The sequence below is a fragment of the Pseudoalteromonas piratica genome, assembly GCF_000788395.1.
In the GTDB taxonomy this organism is placed as follows: Bacteria; Pseudomonadota; Gammaproteobacteria; order Enterobacterales; family Alteromonadaceae; genus Pseudoalteromonas; species Pseudoalteromonas piratica.
On record NZ_CP009888.1, the window covers coordinates 723,939 to 737,980 of the forward strand.

A 14,042-nucleotide genomic window follows, 5' to 3' on the forward strand; every position below is an offset into this window, starting at 1 on the left:
TTTATAAGATTAATCAATGAGCTTAGTTAACTTTAATATTTCCAATTTTCGTAATATTGAAGCGCTAAGCTTTGACCCTTCACCTGAAATCAATGTTATTGTTGGTGAAAATGGCAGTGGAAAGAGTAGTTTATTAGAAGCTATTTATTTTCTCTCTCATGGCAAGTCATTTCGCACATCTAAATTTAAAGCTGTAATTCAACATCAAAAGAATGCCATGGTGTTACATGGCAAAAAGCAATTTAACAGCTTACAAATCCCTGTTGGACTGCAAAAAGAACGCTCTGGTGATACCTTGGCCAAAGTGCATGGAAAACGCTGTGAGCGTATGGCTCAGCTTGCTGAAGTCTTACCGGTTCAAGTGATTACACCTGAAAGCTTCGAATTATTTTTTGGCGGTCCCAAAGAACGCAGACGCTTTTTAGATTTAGGATTGTTCCACGTGGAACAAGAGTTTTATTACCATTGGTACCGTTTTAATAAACTATTAAAACAAAGAAATGCATTGTTGAAGCAAAAACCGCAGGGCTTTGAGCAACAAATTCAATTTTGGGATAAAGAATTTGTAACAATCGCAACTAAGATAAATGCATTAAGAACCTCATATATAACTAGGTTATCAAGTCTGTTTTTTGATAAGATAGCTAGTCAGATTGAATTATTTAAAAGTCTTACTTTTGATTTTTCTCCTGGTTGGAAGGCTGAAGAAGATTTAGCAGAACAACTGAGAAATAACTTTGAAAGAGACGCTAAACTGGGTCATACCAGTAAAGGGCCACATAAGGCGGATATCAATTTTGTAATTGATGGCATAGCTGTCGAAAATTATTTATCGCGTGGCCAACTTAAGCTTTTAATGTATGCGCTAAAAATTTGTCAAAATAGCCTGATTGAAAGCGAAACAGATAAACAATCACTTTTTTTAATTGATGATTTACCGTCGGAATTGAGCAGCGAAACAAAGCAAGCTGTGAGTGAGCTTCTATCTCATTCAACGTCTCAGCTCTTTATAAGCGCAATTGATTACGACAGTATTTCAGCTGTGGTGGAACCTCTAAATAAAAATATGAAAGTGTTCCACGTGAAACATGGCAAACTAATAACAAGTTAATTGGAAGAAACCATGTCTGAAAATTACGATTCGTCGAGTATTAAAGTACTAAAAGGACTGGATGCAGTTAGAAAGCGTCCTGGGATGTACATAGGTGACACGGATGATGGAACGGGTCTTCATCATATGGTGTTTGAGGTTGTAGACAACTCAATTGATGAAGCCTTAGCTGGCTACTGTGATGATGTTTATGTAACCATCCATTCTGATGGCTCTGTATCGGTGCGCGATAATGGTCGTGGTATTCCGACTGAAATCCACGAAGAAGAGGGTGTATCAGCCGCAGAAGTTATTATGACGGTACTTCATGCCGGTGGTAAGTTTGATGATAACTCTTATAAAGTTTCTGGTGGTCTTCACGGTGTAGGTGTTTCAGTAGTAAACGCACTATCAGAGAAGCTTAAGCTGACGATTCGCCGTGGCGGAAAAATTCACGAGCAAACCTATAATATGGGTGAACCTGCAGCGCCACTAGCTGTTGTTGGTGACTCAGAAACAAATGGTACCGAAATCCGTTTTTGGCCGAGTGCTGAAACCTTTAGCGATACTAATTTCCACTACGATATTCTTGCAAAGCGTTTACGTGAACTTTCATTCCTAAACTCAGGTGTGAGTATTATTCTTTCAGATGAGCGTGATGAGAAAAGAGACCACTTTAAGTATGAAGGTGGTATTCAAGCATTCGTAGAATTCTTAAACACTAATAAAACACCGGTTAACCAGAACGTATTCCATTTCACATCAACACGTGAAGAAGATGGTATTAGTGTTGAAGTTGCAATGCAGTGGAATGATGGTTTCCAAGAAGGCATTTATTGTTTCACGAACAATATTCCTCAGCGTGATGGTGGTACGCACTTAGCAGGTTTTAGAAGTGCGCTAACCCGTACACTGAATACCTATATGGATAAAGAAGGCTTTAACAAGAAAGAGAAAAGCAGTGCTTCAGGTGATGATGCACGTGAAGGTCTAACAGCTGTTATTTCAGTTAAAGTGCCTGATCCTAAATTCTCTTCTCAGACCAAAGATAAACTTGTATCAAGCGAAGTTAAATCAGCAGTTGAGCAAGCAATGGGTGAAAAACTAAGTGAATACTTATTAGAAAACCCACAAGATGCAAAGATTGTTGTTACTAAGATTATTGATGCAGCACGTGCCCGTGAAGCTGCACGTAAAGCGCGTGAAATGACACGTCGTAAAGGTGCGATGGATTTAGCTGGTCTACCAGGTAAATTAGCAGACTGCCAAGAAAAAGACCCAGCACTTTCTGAACTATATATAGTGGAGGGTGACTCAGCGGGCGGTTCGGCTAAGCAAGGTCGTAACCGTAAGAATCAGGCGATTCTACCGCTGAAAGGTAAAATTCTTAACGTAGAAAAAGCGCGTTTTGATAAAATGCTATCTTCGCAAGAAGTTGCAACGCTAATCACAGCATTGGGTTGTGGTATTGGCCGTGATGAATATAACCCAGAAAAACTGCGTTATCACAGCATTATTATCATGACCGATGCTGACGTCGATGGTTCGCACATTCGTACGCTACTATTGACCTTCTTCTATCGTCAAATGCCGGAAATAGTAGAGCGTGGTTACGTATACATCGCTCAGCCACCGCTTTATAAAGTGAAAAAGGGTAAACAAGAACGTTATATCAAAGATGATCCTGCGTTAACGGAATACCTAACAACACTTGCATTAGATGGTTCTTCATTACACGTAAACGAAGAGGCTCCAGGTATTAGTGATGTGGCTCTTGAAGCATTAGTAAAAGACTACCAAGCAACTGAAGCGATTATCACGCGTTTAACACGTAAGTATCCGTTAAGTGTACTTAATTCATTAATTTACTCTACACGAATTAATGAAGCTGATTTAGCGGATGAAGCGAAAGTACGTACTTGGACAGAAAGTGTTGTAGCATACCTGACTGAAAAAGATGTGGATGCGACTTTATTCACAGCAGAAGTGAAGAAAGACGAAGAGCGCAATCTCTTCTATCCAAATATAGTTATTCGCCAACACGGTGTTGACCGTGAGCACGTGCTGAATTATGAGTTCTTAACTTCTCGCGATTACTTATCAATTGCTAAAACAGGTGAGCAAATTGGTAATCTAATTGAGGAAGGAGGCTATATTCAGCGTGGTGAAAAAACTTTACAAGTGTCTAGCTTTGTAGAAGCACTTGATTGGCTAATCTCAGAATCTAAGCGTGGCTTATACATTCAACGATACAAAGGTCTTGGTGAGATGAACCCAGATCAACTTTGGGAAACAACTATGGACCCAGAAGTACGTCGTATGTTGAAAGTAACGATTGAAGATGCAATTGGTGCAGACCAATTGTTCTCGACATTAATGGGTGATCAGGTTGAACCTCGTCGTGACTTCATTGAGCAAAACGCACTTAAAGTTGTTAACTTAGATGTGTAGTAAAAAATAAGAGTCATAAGCCTTCCAATTGGAAGGCTTTTTTTTGCCTAAATTTAAGATAGTTATAATGAACTTTAAAGAACGTAGACTTCTCTAACTCAAAAAAAAGGGAAAAATATGTTAAAGAAATACCCACTTATCTCGCTGATAGCCTTGTTTATTACTACCTTAAATTTAAATGCATCTGAATTATTAACCTTACTTGCTGAAGACCAAAAAGCGCGAGAACCTATTTATACTTTGCCGCGTGATGAAGTTAAAACATATATACAAAATGTGATGGTACCGGGTGATAAAATAAGACGTGAAAAGGTGATTAAATTAATGGCTTCAAAGCCATCATTAAATGCCGACGAATATTTTGCAGCAGCCATGATAATGCAACATGGAAATAGTGCAGAAGACGCAAAAAATGCAATGCAGTACGCCATTAATGCCATAGAAAAAGACCCAAGTCATGAACAAGCTAAATGGTTAAAGTGTGCCTCTGAAGATCGTTATTTGCAGCGCAGTGGAAAAGCTCAGGTTTGGGGCACACAACTTTCAAGAAAAAAACACCCAACAGCCGATTATGACATTCTTTATCCAGCTAATTTTGATCGCACGCAGAAAACAGATAAACAACGCGAAGGGTGCAATCTTCCCAGTTATGCAGAAATAGATAATAGGCTGATAGAAATGGCCTCTGTGTCAAAACGTTCAGAGCAAATGAAAATCTGGAAACGTACAAACTAAAGTAATGTGAAAAAAGAAAAGGGCCATAAAGGCTCTTTTTTATTAGTAGTAAAACAACAAATCGCTTAAAACCTGTTTGCTGCCGCGGTATACTGTTGCGTAATTTTTCAGATTAAAATATCAGCTAAAGCCAATGCAAAAATACGATATCAAAACCTTCCAGGGAATGATCCTAGCATTACAGGATTACTGGGCACAAAACGGCTGTACTATCGTTCAGCCACTCGATATGGAAGTAGGTGCAGGTACATCGCACCCAATGACATGTCTGCGTGCACTTGGCCCAGAGCCAATGTCAACTGCTTATGTTCAACCATCACGTCGTCCTACGGATGGCCGCTACGGTGAAAACCCAAACCGTCTGCAACATTACTACCAGTTCCAAGTTGCATTAAAACCATCGCCAGATAACATTCAAGAGCTTTATCTTGGCTCTTTAGAAGTATTGGGTATTGACCCATTAGTGCACGATATTCGCTTCGTTGAAGACAACTGGGAAAACCCAACGCTAGGTGCCTGGGGGCTTGGTTGGGAAGTGTGGTTAAACGGTATGGAAGTAACTCAGTTTACTTATTTCCAGCAAGTAGGTGGCCTTGAGTGTAAACCTGTAACAGGTGAAATCACTTATGGTATTGAGCGTTTAGCGATGTACATTCAAGAAGTAGATTCAGTGTATGACCTAGTTTGGAACCATGCGCCAGACGGCAGCAAAGTAACATATGGTGATATCTTTCATCAAAATGAAGTAGAGCAATCGACTTATAACTTTGAACACGCTGATGTTGATTTCTTATTTAGTTTCTTTGACCAATGTGAAAAAGAATCACAAGAGTTATTAGCGCTAGAAACACCCTTACCACTTCCTGCATACGAGCGTATTTTGAAAGCAGCACATGCATTTAACTTACTAGATGCACGTAAAGCAATTTCAGTGACAGAGCGTCAACGTTATATTCTTCGTATTCGTAACCTTACCAAAGCAACAGCTGAAGCGTATTACGCATCGCGTGAAGCGTTAGGTTTTCCTATGTGTAAAAAAAGTGGTGAGGAGAAGTAGTCATGGCAAAAGAATTTTTAATTGAATTAGGCACGGAAGAGCTACCACCAACACAACTTCGTACGCTCGCTGAAAGTTTTGCATCAAACTTTGAAGCAGAGTTAAAAGCTGCGGAGCTAAATCATGAAGGTGTAAAATGGTACGCAGCACCACGTCGTTTAGCATTAAAAGTGGCAGCACTTGCTGAGTCTCAATCTGACAAAGTAGTTGAGAAACGTGGCCCGGCAATTTCAGTTGCATTTGATGAAGATGGTAATGCGACAAAAGCAGCTCAGGGTTGGGCGCGTGGTAATGGTATTACAGTTGAACAAGCAGACCGTTTAAAAACAGAAAAAGGCGAGTGGCTTTTATTCAAACAAGAAGTAAAAGGTAAAGCGACTAGCGAAATTATCGTTGAGCTTGCAGCGCAAGCACTTGCTAAATTACCGATTGCAAAACCAATGCGTTGGGGTAATAAAACAACGCAATTTATTCGCCCTGTTAAAACGCTTACTATGCTTATGGGCAGTGATTTAGTTGCCGGTGAGATTTTAGGTGTTGCATCAGACCGTACTATTCGTGGCCACCGTTTTATGGGTGAACAAGAGTTTACCATTGATTCTGCCGAGCAATATCCAGCGGTCTTAGAAGAGCGCGGTAAAGTAATGGCTGATTACGAAGCACGTAAAGCGATTATTCTTGCTGATGCACAAAAGGCTGCGCAAGCTGTAGGTGGTATCGCGGACTTAGAAGATGACTTAGTTGAAGAGGTAACTTCACTTGTTGAATGGCCAGTAGTACTGACGGCAAAGTTTGAAGAAGAGTTCTTAAAAGTACCGTCTGAAGCACTTGTGTACACCATGAAAGGTGACCAAAAGTACTTCCCAGTTTATGACGAAAACAAAAAATTATTACCTAACTTTATATTTGTTTCAAACATTGAATCAAAAGAGCCTCGTTACGTAATTGAAGGTAATGAAAAGGTTGTTCGTCCTCGTTTAGCCGATGCTGAGTTCTTCTTTAATACTGACCGTAAACGTCCGTTAATCGATCGCTTACCTGAATTAGACCAAGCTATTTTCCAAAAGCAGCTTGGTACCATTAAAGATAAAACTGACCGTATTACTGAACTTGCTGGTTACATTGCTGAGCAAATCGAAGCAGACGTTGAAAAATCTAAACGTGCAGGTTTACTGGCAAAATGTGACCTTATGACATCAATGGTATTTGAATTTACCGATACGCAAGGTGTTATGGGTATGCACTATGCAACGCACGATGGTGAAGATGCAGAAGTTGCAAAAGCGCTATACGAGCAATATATGCCGCGTTTTGCAGGTGACGAGTTACCAAGCACAGGTGTATCTGCTGCTGTAGCAATGGCTGATAAGCTTGATACGATTGTGGGTATTTTCGGTATTGGTCAAGCGCCAAAGGGTTCTGACCCATTTGCGCTACGTCGAGCATCACTAGGCGTATTGCGTATTATTGTTGAAAAGGGTTACAACCTCGACTTAGTTGATTTAATAGCTAAAGCAAAATCGCTGTTTGGCGAAAAGCTTAGCAATGATAATGTTGAATCTGATGTTATTGATTTTATGCTGGGTCGTTTTCGTGCTTGGTATCAAGACGAAGGCTTTAGTGTTGATATTATTCAAGCAGTATTGGCTCGTCGTCCAACTAAGCCTGCAGACTTTGACCAACGTGTTAAAGCGGTTTCTCACTTCCGCGAATTAGATGCGGCAGAAGCGCTAGCTGCGGCTAATAAACGCGTAGGTAATATCTTGGCTAAGAATGAAGTAGAGCTTGCTGACAGTGTTAATGAGAGCCTATTAGCAGAGGACGCTGAAAAGCAGTTAGCAGATAAAATTGCACACTACCAAGTAGAGCTAGCACCTGCATTTGCTGCACATGATTACCAAACTATTTTGGCAAGTCTTGCTGATTTACGCGAAGTAGTTGATACCTTCTTTGATAACGTAATGGTTATGGCCGATGATGAAGCGGTGAAACTAAATCGCTTAACATTACTAAGCCAACTTAGAAGTTTATTCTTGCAAGTAGCAGATATTTCACTGTTACAAAAGTAAGATAAATCGAATTATAAAAAGCCGGTGATAACACACCGGCTTTTTTATTTTAAATTTACTTATTCAGTATTTAGCTTAGTTATAGCGGAAATATTCGCAACAGGTAAAAACGTTGCTTGCATAAAATCTTACGATATTTAGTATAGTAATTAAGCTTAGAAAATCGCGGATAATAACAATGAATAAAGCATCACTTTCAACTCTGGCACTTGCTAGTTTAGTACTAGTTGGTTGCTCAAGCACAGACGATAGCCTGTTAGAACAAACAAGCAATGTGGGTAATGTTGATACCACACTATATTTGCGTGGTGACTTTACACTTTGGGAGGCGCAAAAAGCCTATCAACTAACACAGCAAACTGCCAATGTTTACAGCACAAAGGTAAAATTTGGCTCAATTGGTAAAGCGTACGAATTTAAAGTAGCAGACGCGAATTGGACACAAGGTTATAACTGTGGTTTTAAAAATGAAGACTTGGATAAGTTTTTAGAAGTGGGTATTCCAGTCCAAGCAAACTGCGACAGTGTGTACAACTATTTTAGTTTTACGCCTTATGAAGCTGGCTGGTATGAAGTATCAATTAACTTCCGCAACAAAAGTACGCCTCTGGTTACTATTAATCAAATTTTCGAATAGTCAGTTGAACTCATTCTAAAAGGTTCAAAAGCAAAATTATCAGCAATAAAAAAGGGCGTTTAAAGCCCTTTTTTTATTAAATATTTATACGGTTCATTATCCACTTCTTGTGCTAACAAGGTGTGATCCATAAAGCGACAAAAAGAGGGAATATCGCGCGTTGTTGATGGATCATCTGCAATCACCACTAAGGTTTCTCCGTGCTGCATTTTGCGAATCGCGCCACGCACCATCATTACAGGCTCAGGGCAGCGAAGACCAATAGCATCGAGAGTATGGTCTGCATTAGAAAAATCAGTCATGAAAATTAAGCCCTGTTAAAAAGTAGAGGCGGAATTGTAGGTGGCTAAGCGTGTGATGTAAACCATAGCAAATAAAAAAGGCGCTGCTCTTTCGAGACAGCGCCTTATCACCAAGAATAAATCGTTCGATTAAACTTATGGGCGTTCAAAAATGGTAGCGATACCTTGGCCTAAACCAATACACATGGTTGCAAGACCATATTTCGCATCTTTTTCTTCCATAAGGTTAATCAATGTTGTGCTGATTCGTGTACCTGAACAACCTAGCGGGTGACCAAGTGAAATTGCACCACCATTTAAGTTAACTTTTTCGTCAACCACATCGGTTAAACCTAAATCTTTCAGTACCGGTAATGCTTGTGCTGCAAATGCTTCGTTAAGCTCTGCTACATCAATATCATCAATCGTTAAGCCAGCTGCTTTTAAAGCTTTCTTAGAAGCCGGAACAGGACCGTAACCCATGATTGATGGATCGCAACCCGCAACACCCATTGCTTTTACTTTTGCACGAATGGTTAAACCAAGCTCATTGGCTTTTTCTTCGCTCATAATAAGCATTGCAGATGCGCCATCTGAAAGCGCAGATGATGTACCAGCCGTAACCGTACCATTTGCTGGGTCAAACACAGGGCGAAGCTGTGAAAGGCCTTCTACTGTTGTTTCAGGGCGAATCACTTCATCATCTTCAACTAAGATCATTGCACCATCGGCATCGTGACCAGTGATTGGGTAGATTTCATTTTTGAAACGACCTTCAACTGTTGCTGCATGAGCTCGTGCATGAGAACGTGCTGCAAACTCGTCTTGTTGTTGACGAGAAATACCATGTTGCTTACCTAAGTATTCAGCAGTTAAACCCATCATGCCTGCAGCTTGTGCTACTGACTTTGATAAACCAGGGTGAAAATCGACACCGTGGTTCATTGGTACGTGACCCATATGTTCAACACCACCAACTAGGTAAACATCACCACAGCCGGTCATAATTGCACGTGCTGCATCATGTAATGCTTGCATTGATGAACCACATAAGCGGTTAACTGTTGCTGCAGGTACTGTGTGTGGAATGCCTGCTAAAAGCTGCGCATTACGCGCAACGTTAAAGCCTTGTTCTAGCGTTTGTTGTACACAACCCCAATAAATATCATCGATATCTGCTGGGTTTAAAGCAGGGTTACGTTCAACTAACCCTTTCATTAATTGTGCACTTAAATCTTCGGCACGGACATTTCTAAAAACACCGTTTTTAGAACGACCCATAGGGGTACGAATACAATCAACAATTACTGGTGTTTTCATATTATGCACCCTCTACTGAATAAAATTGACGACCTTCTTCTGCCCACTGACGCGTGATATCAGAAACTTGGTAAATCGCACCTAAGTGTGCGTATTGGTCTGCTTTTGCAACAAAGTTAGCTAAACCAATTTGGTCTAAATAACGGAACGCACCACCTCTGAATGGAGGGAAACCTAAGCCGTAAATAAGTGCCATATCAGCTTCTTGTGGTGATGCAACAATATTCTCTTGTAAGCAAAGTAGCACTTCGTTAAGCATTGGGATCATACAGCGGTCTATGACTTCTTCTTTGCTAAACTCTTTAGGTGCATCGCAAATTGTGCTTAGTAGCGCAATTGCATCTGCATCTTTTGCTTTCTTTGGCTTACCTTTACGGTCAGGTGCATATTGGTAGAAACCTTTCCCATTTTTCTGACCAAAACGACCTTCTTTAACAAGCAGAGCAACTGGATCTTTTTCTTGTTCAGCCATACGCTCAGGGAAACCGTCCGCCATCACACCTGTACAGTGATTTGCTGTATCAAGACCAACAACATCAAGCAGGTAAGCAGGGCCCATTGGCCAGCCAAACACGTTTTCCATCACTTTATCTGCTTTCGCAAAATCTGCGCCTTCAACCACTAATTGGTTAAAGCCGGCAAAGTAAGGGAACAGCACACGGTTCACAAAGAAACCTGGGCAGTCATTTACAACAATTGGTGACTTACCTAATTTTAATGCGTAATCAACAACGGCATTAATGGTTTCGTCAGATGTTTTTTCACCGCGAATAATTTCAACCAATGGCATACGGTGCACAGGGTTGAAGAAGTGCATACCACAGAAATTTTCTGGTTTTTCAAGTGCGCTTGCTAACTCATCAATACGAATAGTTGAAGTATTTGATGTCAGCACTGTGCCTTCAGGCATGTCTTTTTCTAGTTGAGAAAGCACTGCTTGTTTAATCTTTGGATTTTCAACAACCGCTTCAACAATAATGTCTGCTTTTTTAACATCGTCATCGCTTAGCGTTGGTTTGATTGCGCCTAATGTTGCAACCATTTTATCAAGCTTCATATGTCCGCGTTGAACTTTATTGCCAAGCAGTTTAGAGGCTTCTTGCATACCAAGATCAAGCGCACCTTGGTTGATGTCTTTCATAATGATTGGCGTGCCTTTATAAGCAGACTGGTATGCAATACCGCCACCCATAATACCTGCACCCAATACCGCAGCTTGCTTGATATCAGTTGAACTGTTTTTAGCAAGTTTGCGAGCTTTAGATTTAATAAACTGGTCTGCAAGGAAAATACCTACCTGTGCTGCTGCTTCATCGGTTTTAGCTAGCTTTGCAAAGTTCATATTCTCAATTGCCATAGCTTCAGCACGGCCGTGGTTTGCAGCCGCTTTAATCGTTGCAACAGCCATTAGCGGAGAAGGGTAATGACCTTTAGTTTTACCAAATACCATGCCTTGCGCTGTCGCAAAGCTCATGCCTTGTTCCATTTGGTTCATTGCAAGTGGGTCTAACTTTGCTTGGCGTTTTGCTTGCCAATCAAGTTTACCGTTTGCCGCAAGCTCAACCATTTTGATAGCTGAGTCAACCAGTTTGTCTTTTGCTACAACGGCATCAACAGCACCGACAGCAAGCGCTTGTTTAGCGCGGTGTTCTTTACCAGTTGTAATCCACGTCATCGCATTATCTGCACCGATAATACGCGGTAGACGAACAGTACCGCCAAAGCCTGGCATAATGCCTAGTTTAACTTCAGGTAAGCCCATTTTTAATTCTTCACTTGCTACACGGAAGTCAGTAGCAAGTACCCATTCACAACCACCACCAAGGGCCATGCCATTGATTGCTGAAATAGTTGGGAAAGGTAAATCTTCGAGTAGGTCGAAAACGTCAGTAGCATTTTTAATCCACTGAGTTAGTTCTTCTTCAGATTTTTTAAAGGTAGGTAAAAATTCAAAAATGTCAGCACCAACAATAAAGTGATCTTTATCACTGGTGAAAATCATACCTTTAATATCTTTATTAGCAGCTAGCTCTTTTAATGCAGCGCCACAGTCGCTAAGAGTTTGCTGAGAAAGTTTATTTACTGAGCCTGGAACACAGAACTTAAACTCAGCAATGTTGTCTTTAACAAAAGCAACCTGAAAAGATTCGCTTTGAAATAGCATAGTATTGCTCCCTAATTTCTCGCACCACAACTGGTACGATGAGTTTGGTTTTTACGCAGTGTCGCTTCTTTGCGATTAAATTGCAATTAAAATTTTAGTTGGCTTTTTACATAAGATTAAAAACTGGACAAAAAAATTAACGTGAGCGTTGTCAGTGGTCGTATCAATAAGGGGATTAAGCTTAAAAGGCTGACGTTTAGGTTTACATTGATTAAGATGACATTACTGCAGTTTGGGTAAACGCTAGAATTATGCAGCGCATTTTTAAATTTATTTGAATAGAGAGCCGCAGGGCATTTTAACTACTGCGGTAAAGAGAGCAAAACAGTGAAAAAATCATGGATTTTAACAACGCTTGTTAGCTTAGTCATTTCGTCTCCTTCGTTGAGTGCAAGTGTTGATAAAACAGTACATAAAGAATTTTTGGCGTTAGAAAAGCTCGCTAAAAAAAATGACAAAAAAAAGTTTTATTTGGCTTTAAAACAGTCATCTCATCCACTTTCACCTTATGCTGAAGCGACCTTTTTAGAAAACTATCCTAAGTTATCGAATAAAAAAGAAATTAATAAGTTTTTAGATACCTATCAGGGCACTCCTTTAGAGTGGAAAGTACGCTCTGCTTGGTTAGATAACTTAATTAAACGTAATCAAAAAGCACTTTATATAGATGCATTTAGGCCTACTAGTAATGCTGAGTATCACTGTACTTATTTAACCTATCAGCTTAAGTTAGGTGCACCAAAAGAGGCGATTTTCAATCAAGTCGATGAGCTTTGGAATGTGGCAAAATCACAACCGAAAGCATGTGATAACTTGTTCGCAAACTGGCGAAAAGCAGGGCACTTAAGTCAAGATCTTGTTTGGCAACGGATTACCAAAGTGTCTGAAAAAGGCGATACCAGCTTACTGAGTTTTTTAAGTCGACTACTGCCCAAAGATGAGCGCTATTTAACAGATTTGTATAAAACAGTAAGACGAGACCCCTCCGCAGCTGCTGGGCTTTATCGTTTTAAAAAACGTACTGAAAAAGAGGGTCAAATAGCGCTCTACGGTGTGAAACGTTTGGTGTGGCGAGATCGTGATTTAGCTATCAGAGCTTGGCAAAAGCTCGAGACGATGTTTGACTATTCAGAGCAACAAAAACAATCACTGTATTATATTTTTGCTTTATCTCTGGCCTCAGGTAAACACAAAGAAGCAAAGTTTTACCTGAATAAAGTCGCGCCTGAAAGGCACGACAGTAAGTTGATGCAATGGCAGTTAAGCAACATGTTGCGTGAACAAGATTGGCAGGGCATCATCGCTTATTCAACCGGTAAAACATTGAATAATGGTTACCGCTACTGGCTTGCTTATGCTCATGATAAGGTGGGGAAAAAACAGCAAGCACAAGCGCTTTGGCAAGCACTTGCGAAAAAACGCGATTACTATGGCTTTTTGGCTGCGTCACGTTTAGGACTTGAGGTGTCTCTTGAATATCAGCCTGCTGTGGTCGATCCTAAAAGTCAAAAACTGGTAAGTGAAAACCCAGCGTTTAAACGAGCCCAAGCACTTTATGAACTTGAGCGCTTTTATTCAGCTCGTCGTGAGTGGAACGCCCTTATTGTCGGTTCCACCGACGAAGAAAAACTGGCTGCGGCGAGCTTAGCGAATCAAATGGGTTGGCACGATAGTGTTATCCGTGTGATGAGTCAGCTAAAAGCATTTAACTTACTCGACTATCGCTTTCCAACACCTTACAGCGAGCAGTTCGAACGCTATAGCAATCGCAGCAAAGTCGACACAACATGGGCTTATGCAATTTCCCGTCGCGAAAGCTCGTTTGCTTCCGATGCATATTCCAGTGCTGGTGCTGTAGGCCTTATGCAGTTATTGCCAAGTACCGCGCGTTATGTGAATAAAGGTAAGGTCAGTCAGCATCAACTAAAAAAACCGCATATTAATATTCGCTTAGGCACGCAATACCTTAACTATCTTAAGAAAAAGAGTAAGGGGAATGAGGTGATTGCTACCGCTTCATATAATGCGGGTTATCACAAAGTGAAACGCTGGTTACCAAAAGAAGCAGTGGATTTTGATCTCTGGGTAGAAGCGATACCGTATCGCGAGACCCGAGAGTACGTTAAAAATGTATTTGCGTATCGACAGGTGTATGCAACCCGTGCTGGAAATAAAGATAACTTGTTTGATGATCTAATAGCCATGAAGATACAAAAGTAGATTTGGCAAATTACTTGC

The 14,042-nt window shown here is 40.6% G+C and carries 10 protein-coding genes; 7 read left to right on the plus strand and 3 right to left on the minus strand.

The features are described from left to right. Positions 1-16: 16 nt before the first annotated feature. The 6 genes from recF (at position 17) to OM33_RS03265 (ending at position 8,039) form a co-directional block, all read left to right on the plus strand. On the plus strand, positions 17-1,111 hold the full coding sequence (recF, locus tag OM33_RS03240; RefSeq protein ID WP_038638709.1) for a DNA replication/repair protein RecF: 1,095 nt from the start codon (positions 17-19) through the stop codon (positions 1,109-1,111). A gap of 12 nt (positions 1,112-1,123) precedes the next feature. Beyond that, positions 1,124-3,541, plus strand: a complete 2,418-nt coding sequence (gene gyrB, locus OM33_RS03245) for a DNA topoisomerase (ATP-hydrolyzing) subunit B (RefSeq protein WP_038638712.1) — start codon at positions 1,124-1,126, stop codon at positions 3,539-3,541. 117 nt (positions 3,542-3,658) lie between these two features. After that, positions 3,659-4,276: a hypothetical protein gene (locus OM33_RS03250; RefSeq protein WP_038638715.1), complete on the plus strand. Its 618-nt coding sequence runs from the start codon at positions 3,659-3,661 to the stop codon at positions 4,274-4,276. 133 nt (positions 4,277-4,409) lie between these two features. Beyond that, positions 4,410-5,333, plus strand: coding sequence for a glycine--tRNA ligase subunit alpha (gene glyQ / locus OM33_RS03255; protein ID WP_038638717.1), 924 nt, complete (start codon positions 4,410-4,412; stop codon positions 5,331-5,333). 2 nt (positions 5,334-5,335) lie between these two features. After that, positions 5,336-7,402 carry a glycine--tRNA ligase subunit beta gene (gene glyS, locus OM33_RS03260; RefSeq protein ID WP_038638719.1) on the plus strand — a complete coding sequence of 689 codons (2,067 nt, stop codon included), beginning with the start codon at positions 5,336-5,338 and terminating at the stop codon, positions 7,400-7,402. Between the two features lie 178 nt (positions 7,403-7,580). Then, positions 7,581-8,039: a hypothetical protein gene (locus OM33_RS03265; RefSeq protein ID WP_038638722.1), complete on the plus strand. Its 459-nt coding sequence runs from the start codon at positions 7,581-7,583 to the stop codon at positions 8,037-8,039. 59 nt (positions 8,040-8,098) lie between these two features. Here OM33_RS03265 and tusA read toward each other — a convergent pair whose 3' ends face one another. From tusA to fadB, 3 genes are all read right to left on the minus strand, one after another. Then, positions 8,099-8,341 (minus strand): sulfurtransferase TusA, encoded by a 243-nt coding sequence (tusA, locus tag OM33_RS03270; RefSeq protein ID WP_038638725.1) that lies wholly within the window; start codon positions 8,339-8,341, stop codon positions 8,099-8,101. A 135-nt stretch (positions 8,342-8,476) separates the two neighbouring features. Continuing rightward, entirely contained in the window at positions 8,477-9,640 is a 1,164-nt protein-coding gene (gene fadA / locus OM33_RS03275; protein WP_038638728.1) for an acetyl-CoA C-acyltransferase FadA, read from the minus strand. Position 9,641: 1 nt separating this feature from the next. Next, positions 9,642-11,804 (minus strand): fatty acid oxidation complex subunit alpha FadB, encoded by a 2,163-nt coding sequence (gene fadB / locus OM33_RS03280; RefSeq protein ID WP_038638729.1) that lies wholly within the window; start codon positions 11,802-11,804, stop codon positions 9,642-9,644. Between the two features lie 327 nt (positions 11,805-12,131). On the opposite strand from fadB, the gene OM33_RS03285 reads away from it, so the two are divergent. Further along, entirely contained in the window at positions 12,132-14,024 is a 1,893-nt protein-coding gene (locus tag OM33_RS03285) for a transglycosylase SLT domain-containing protein (protein WP_038638731.1), read from the plus strand. Positions 14,025-14,042 lie beyond the last annotated feature (18 nt).

Excerpts from the sequence above, each read along its gene's own strand:
- recF (WP_038638709.1), top strand. The coding sequence starts at position 17 with ATGAGCTTAGTTAACTTTAATATTTCCAATTTTCGTAATATTGAAGCG.
- gyrB (WP_038638712.1), top strand. The coding sequence starts at position 1,124 with ATGTCTGAAAATTACGATTCGTCGAGTATTAAAGTACTAAAAGGACTG.
- OM33_RS03250 (WP_038638715.1), top strand. The coding sequence starts at position 3,659 with ATGTTAAAGAAATACCCACTTATCTCGCTGATAGCCTTGTTTATTACT.
- glyQ (WP_038638717.1), top strand. The coding sequence starts at position 4,410 with ATGCAAAAATACGATATCAAAACCTTCCAGGGAATGATCCTAGCATTA.
- glyS (WP_038638719.1), top strand. The coding sequence starts at position 5,336 with ATGGCAAAAGAATTTTTAATTGAATTAGGCACGGAAGAGCTACCACCA.
- OM33_RS03265 (WP_038638722.1), top strand. The coding sequence starts at position 7,581 with ATGAATAAAGCATCACTTTCAACTCTGGCACTTGCTAGTTTAGTACTA.
- tusA (WP_038638725.1), bottom strand. The coding sequence starts at position 8,341 with ATGACTGATTTTTCTAATGCAGACCATACTCTCGATGCTATTGGTCTT.
- fadA (WP_038638728.1), bottom strand. The coding sequence starts at position 9,640 with ATGAAAACACCAGTAATTGTTGATTGTATTCGTACCCCTATGGGTCGT.
- fadB (WP_038638729.1), bottom strand. The coding sequence starts at position 11,804 with ATGCTATTTCAAAGCGAATCTTTTCAGGTTGCTTTTGTTAAAGACAAC.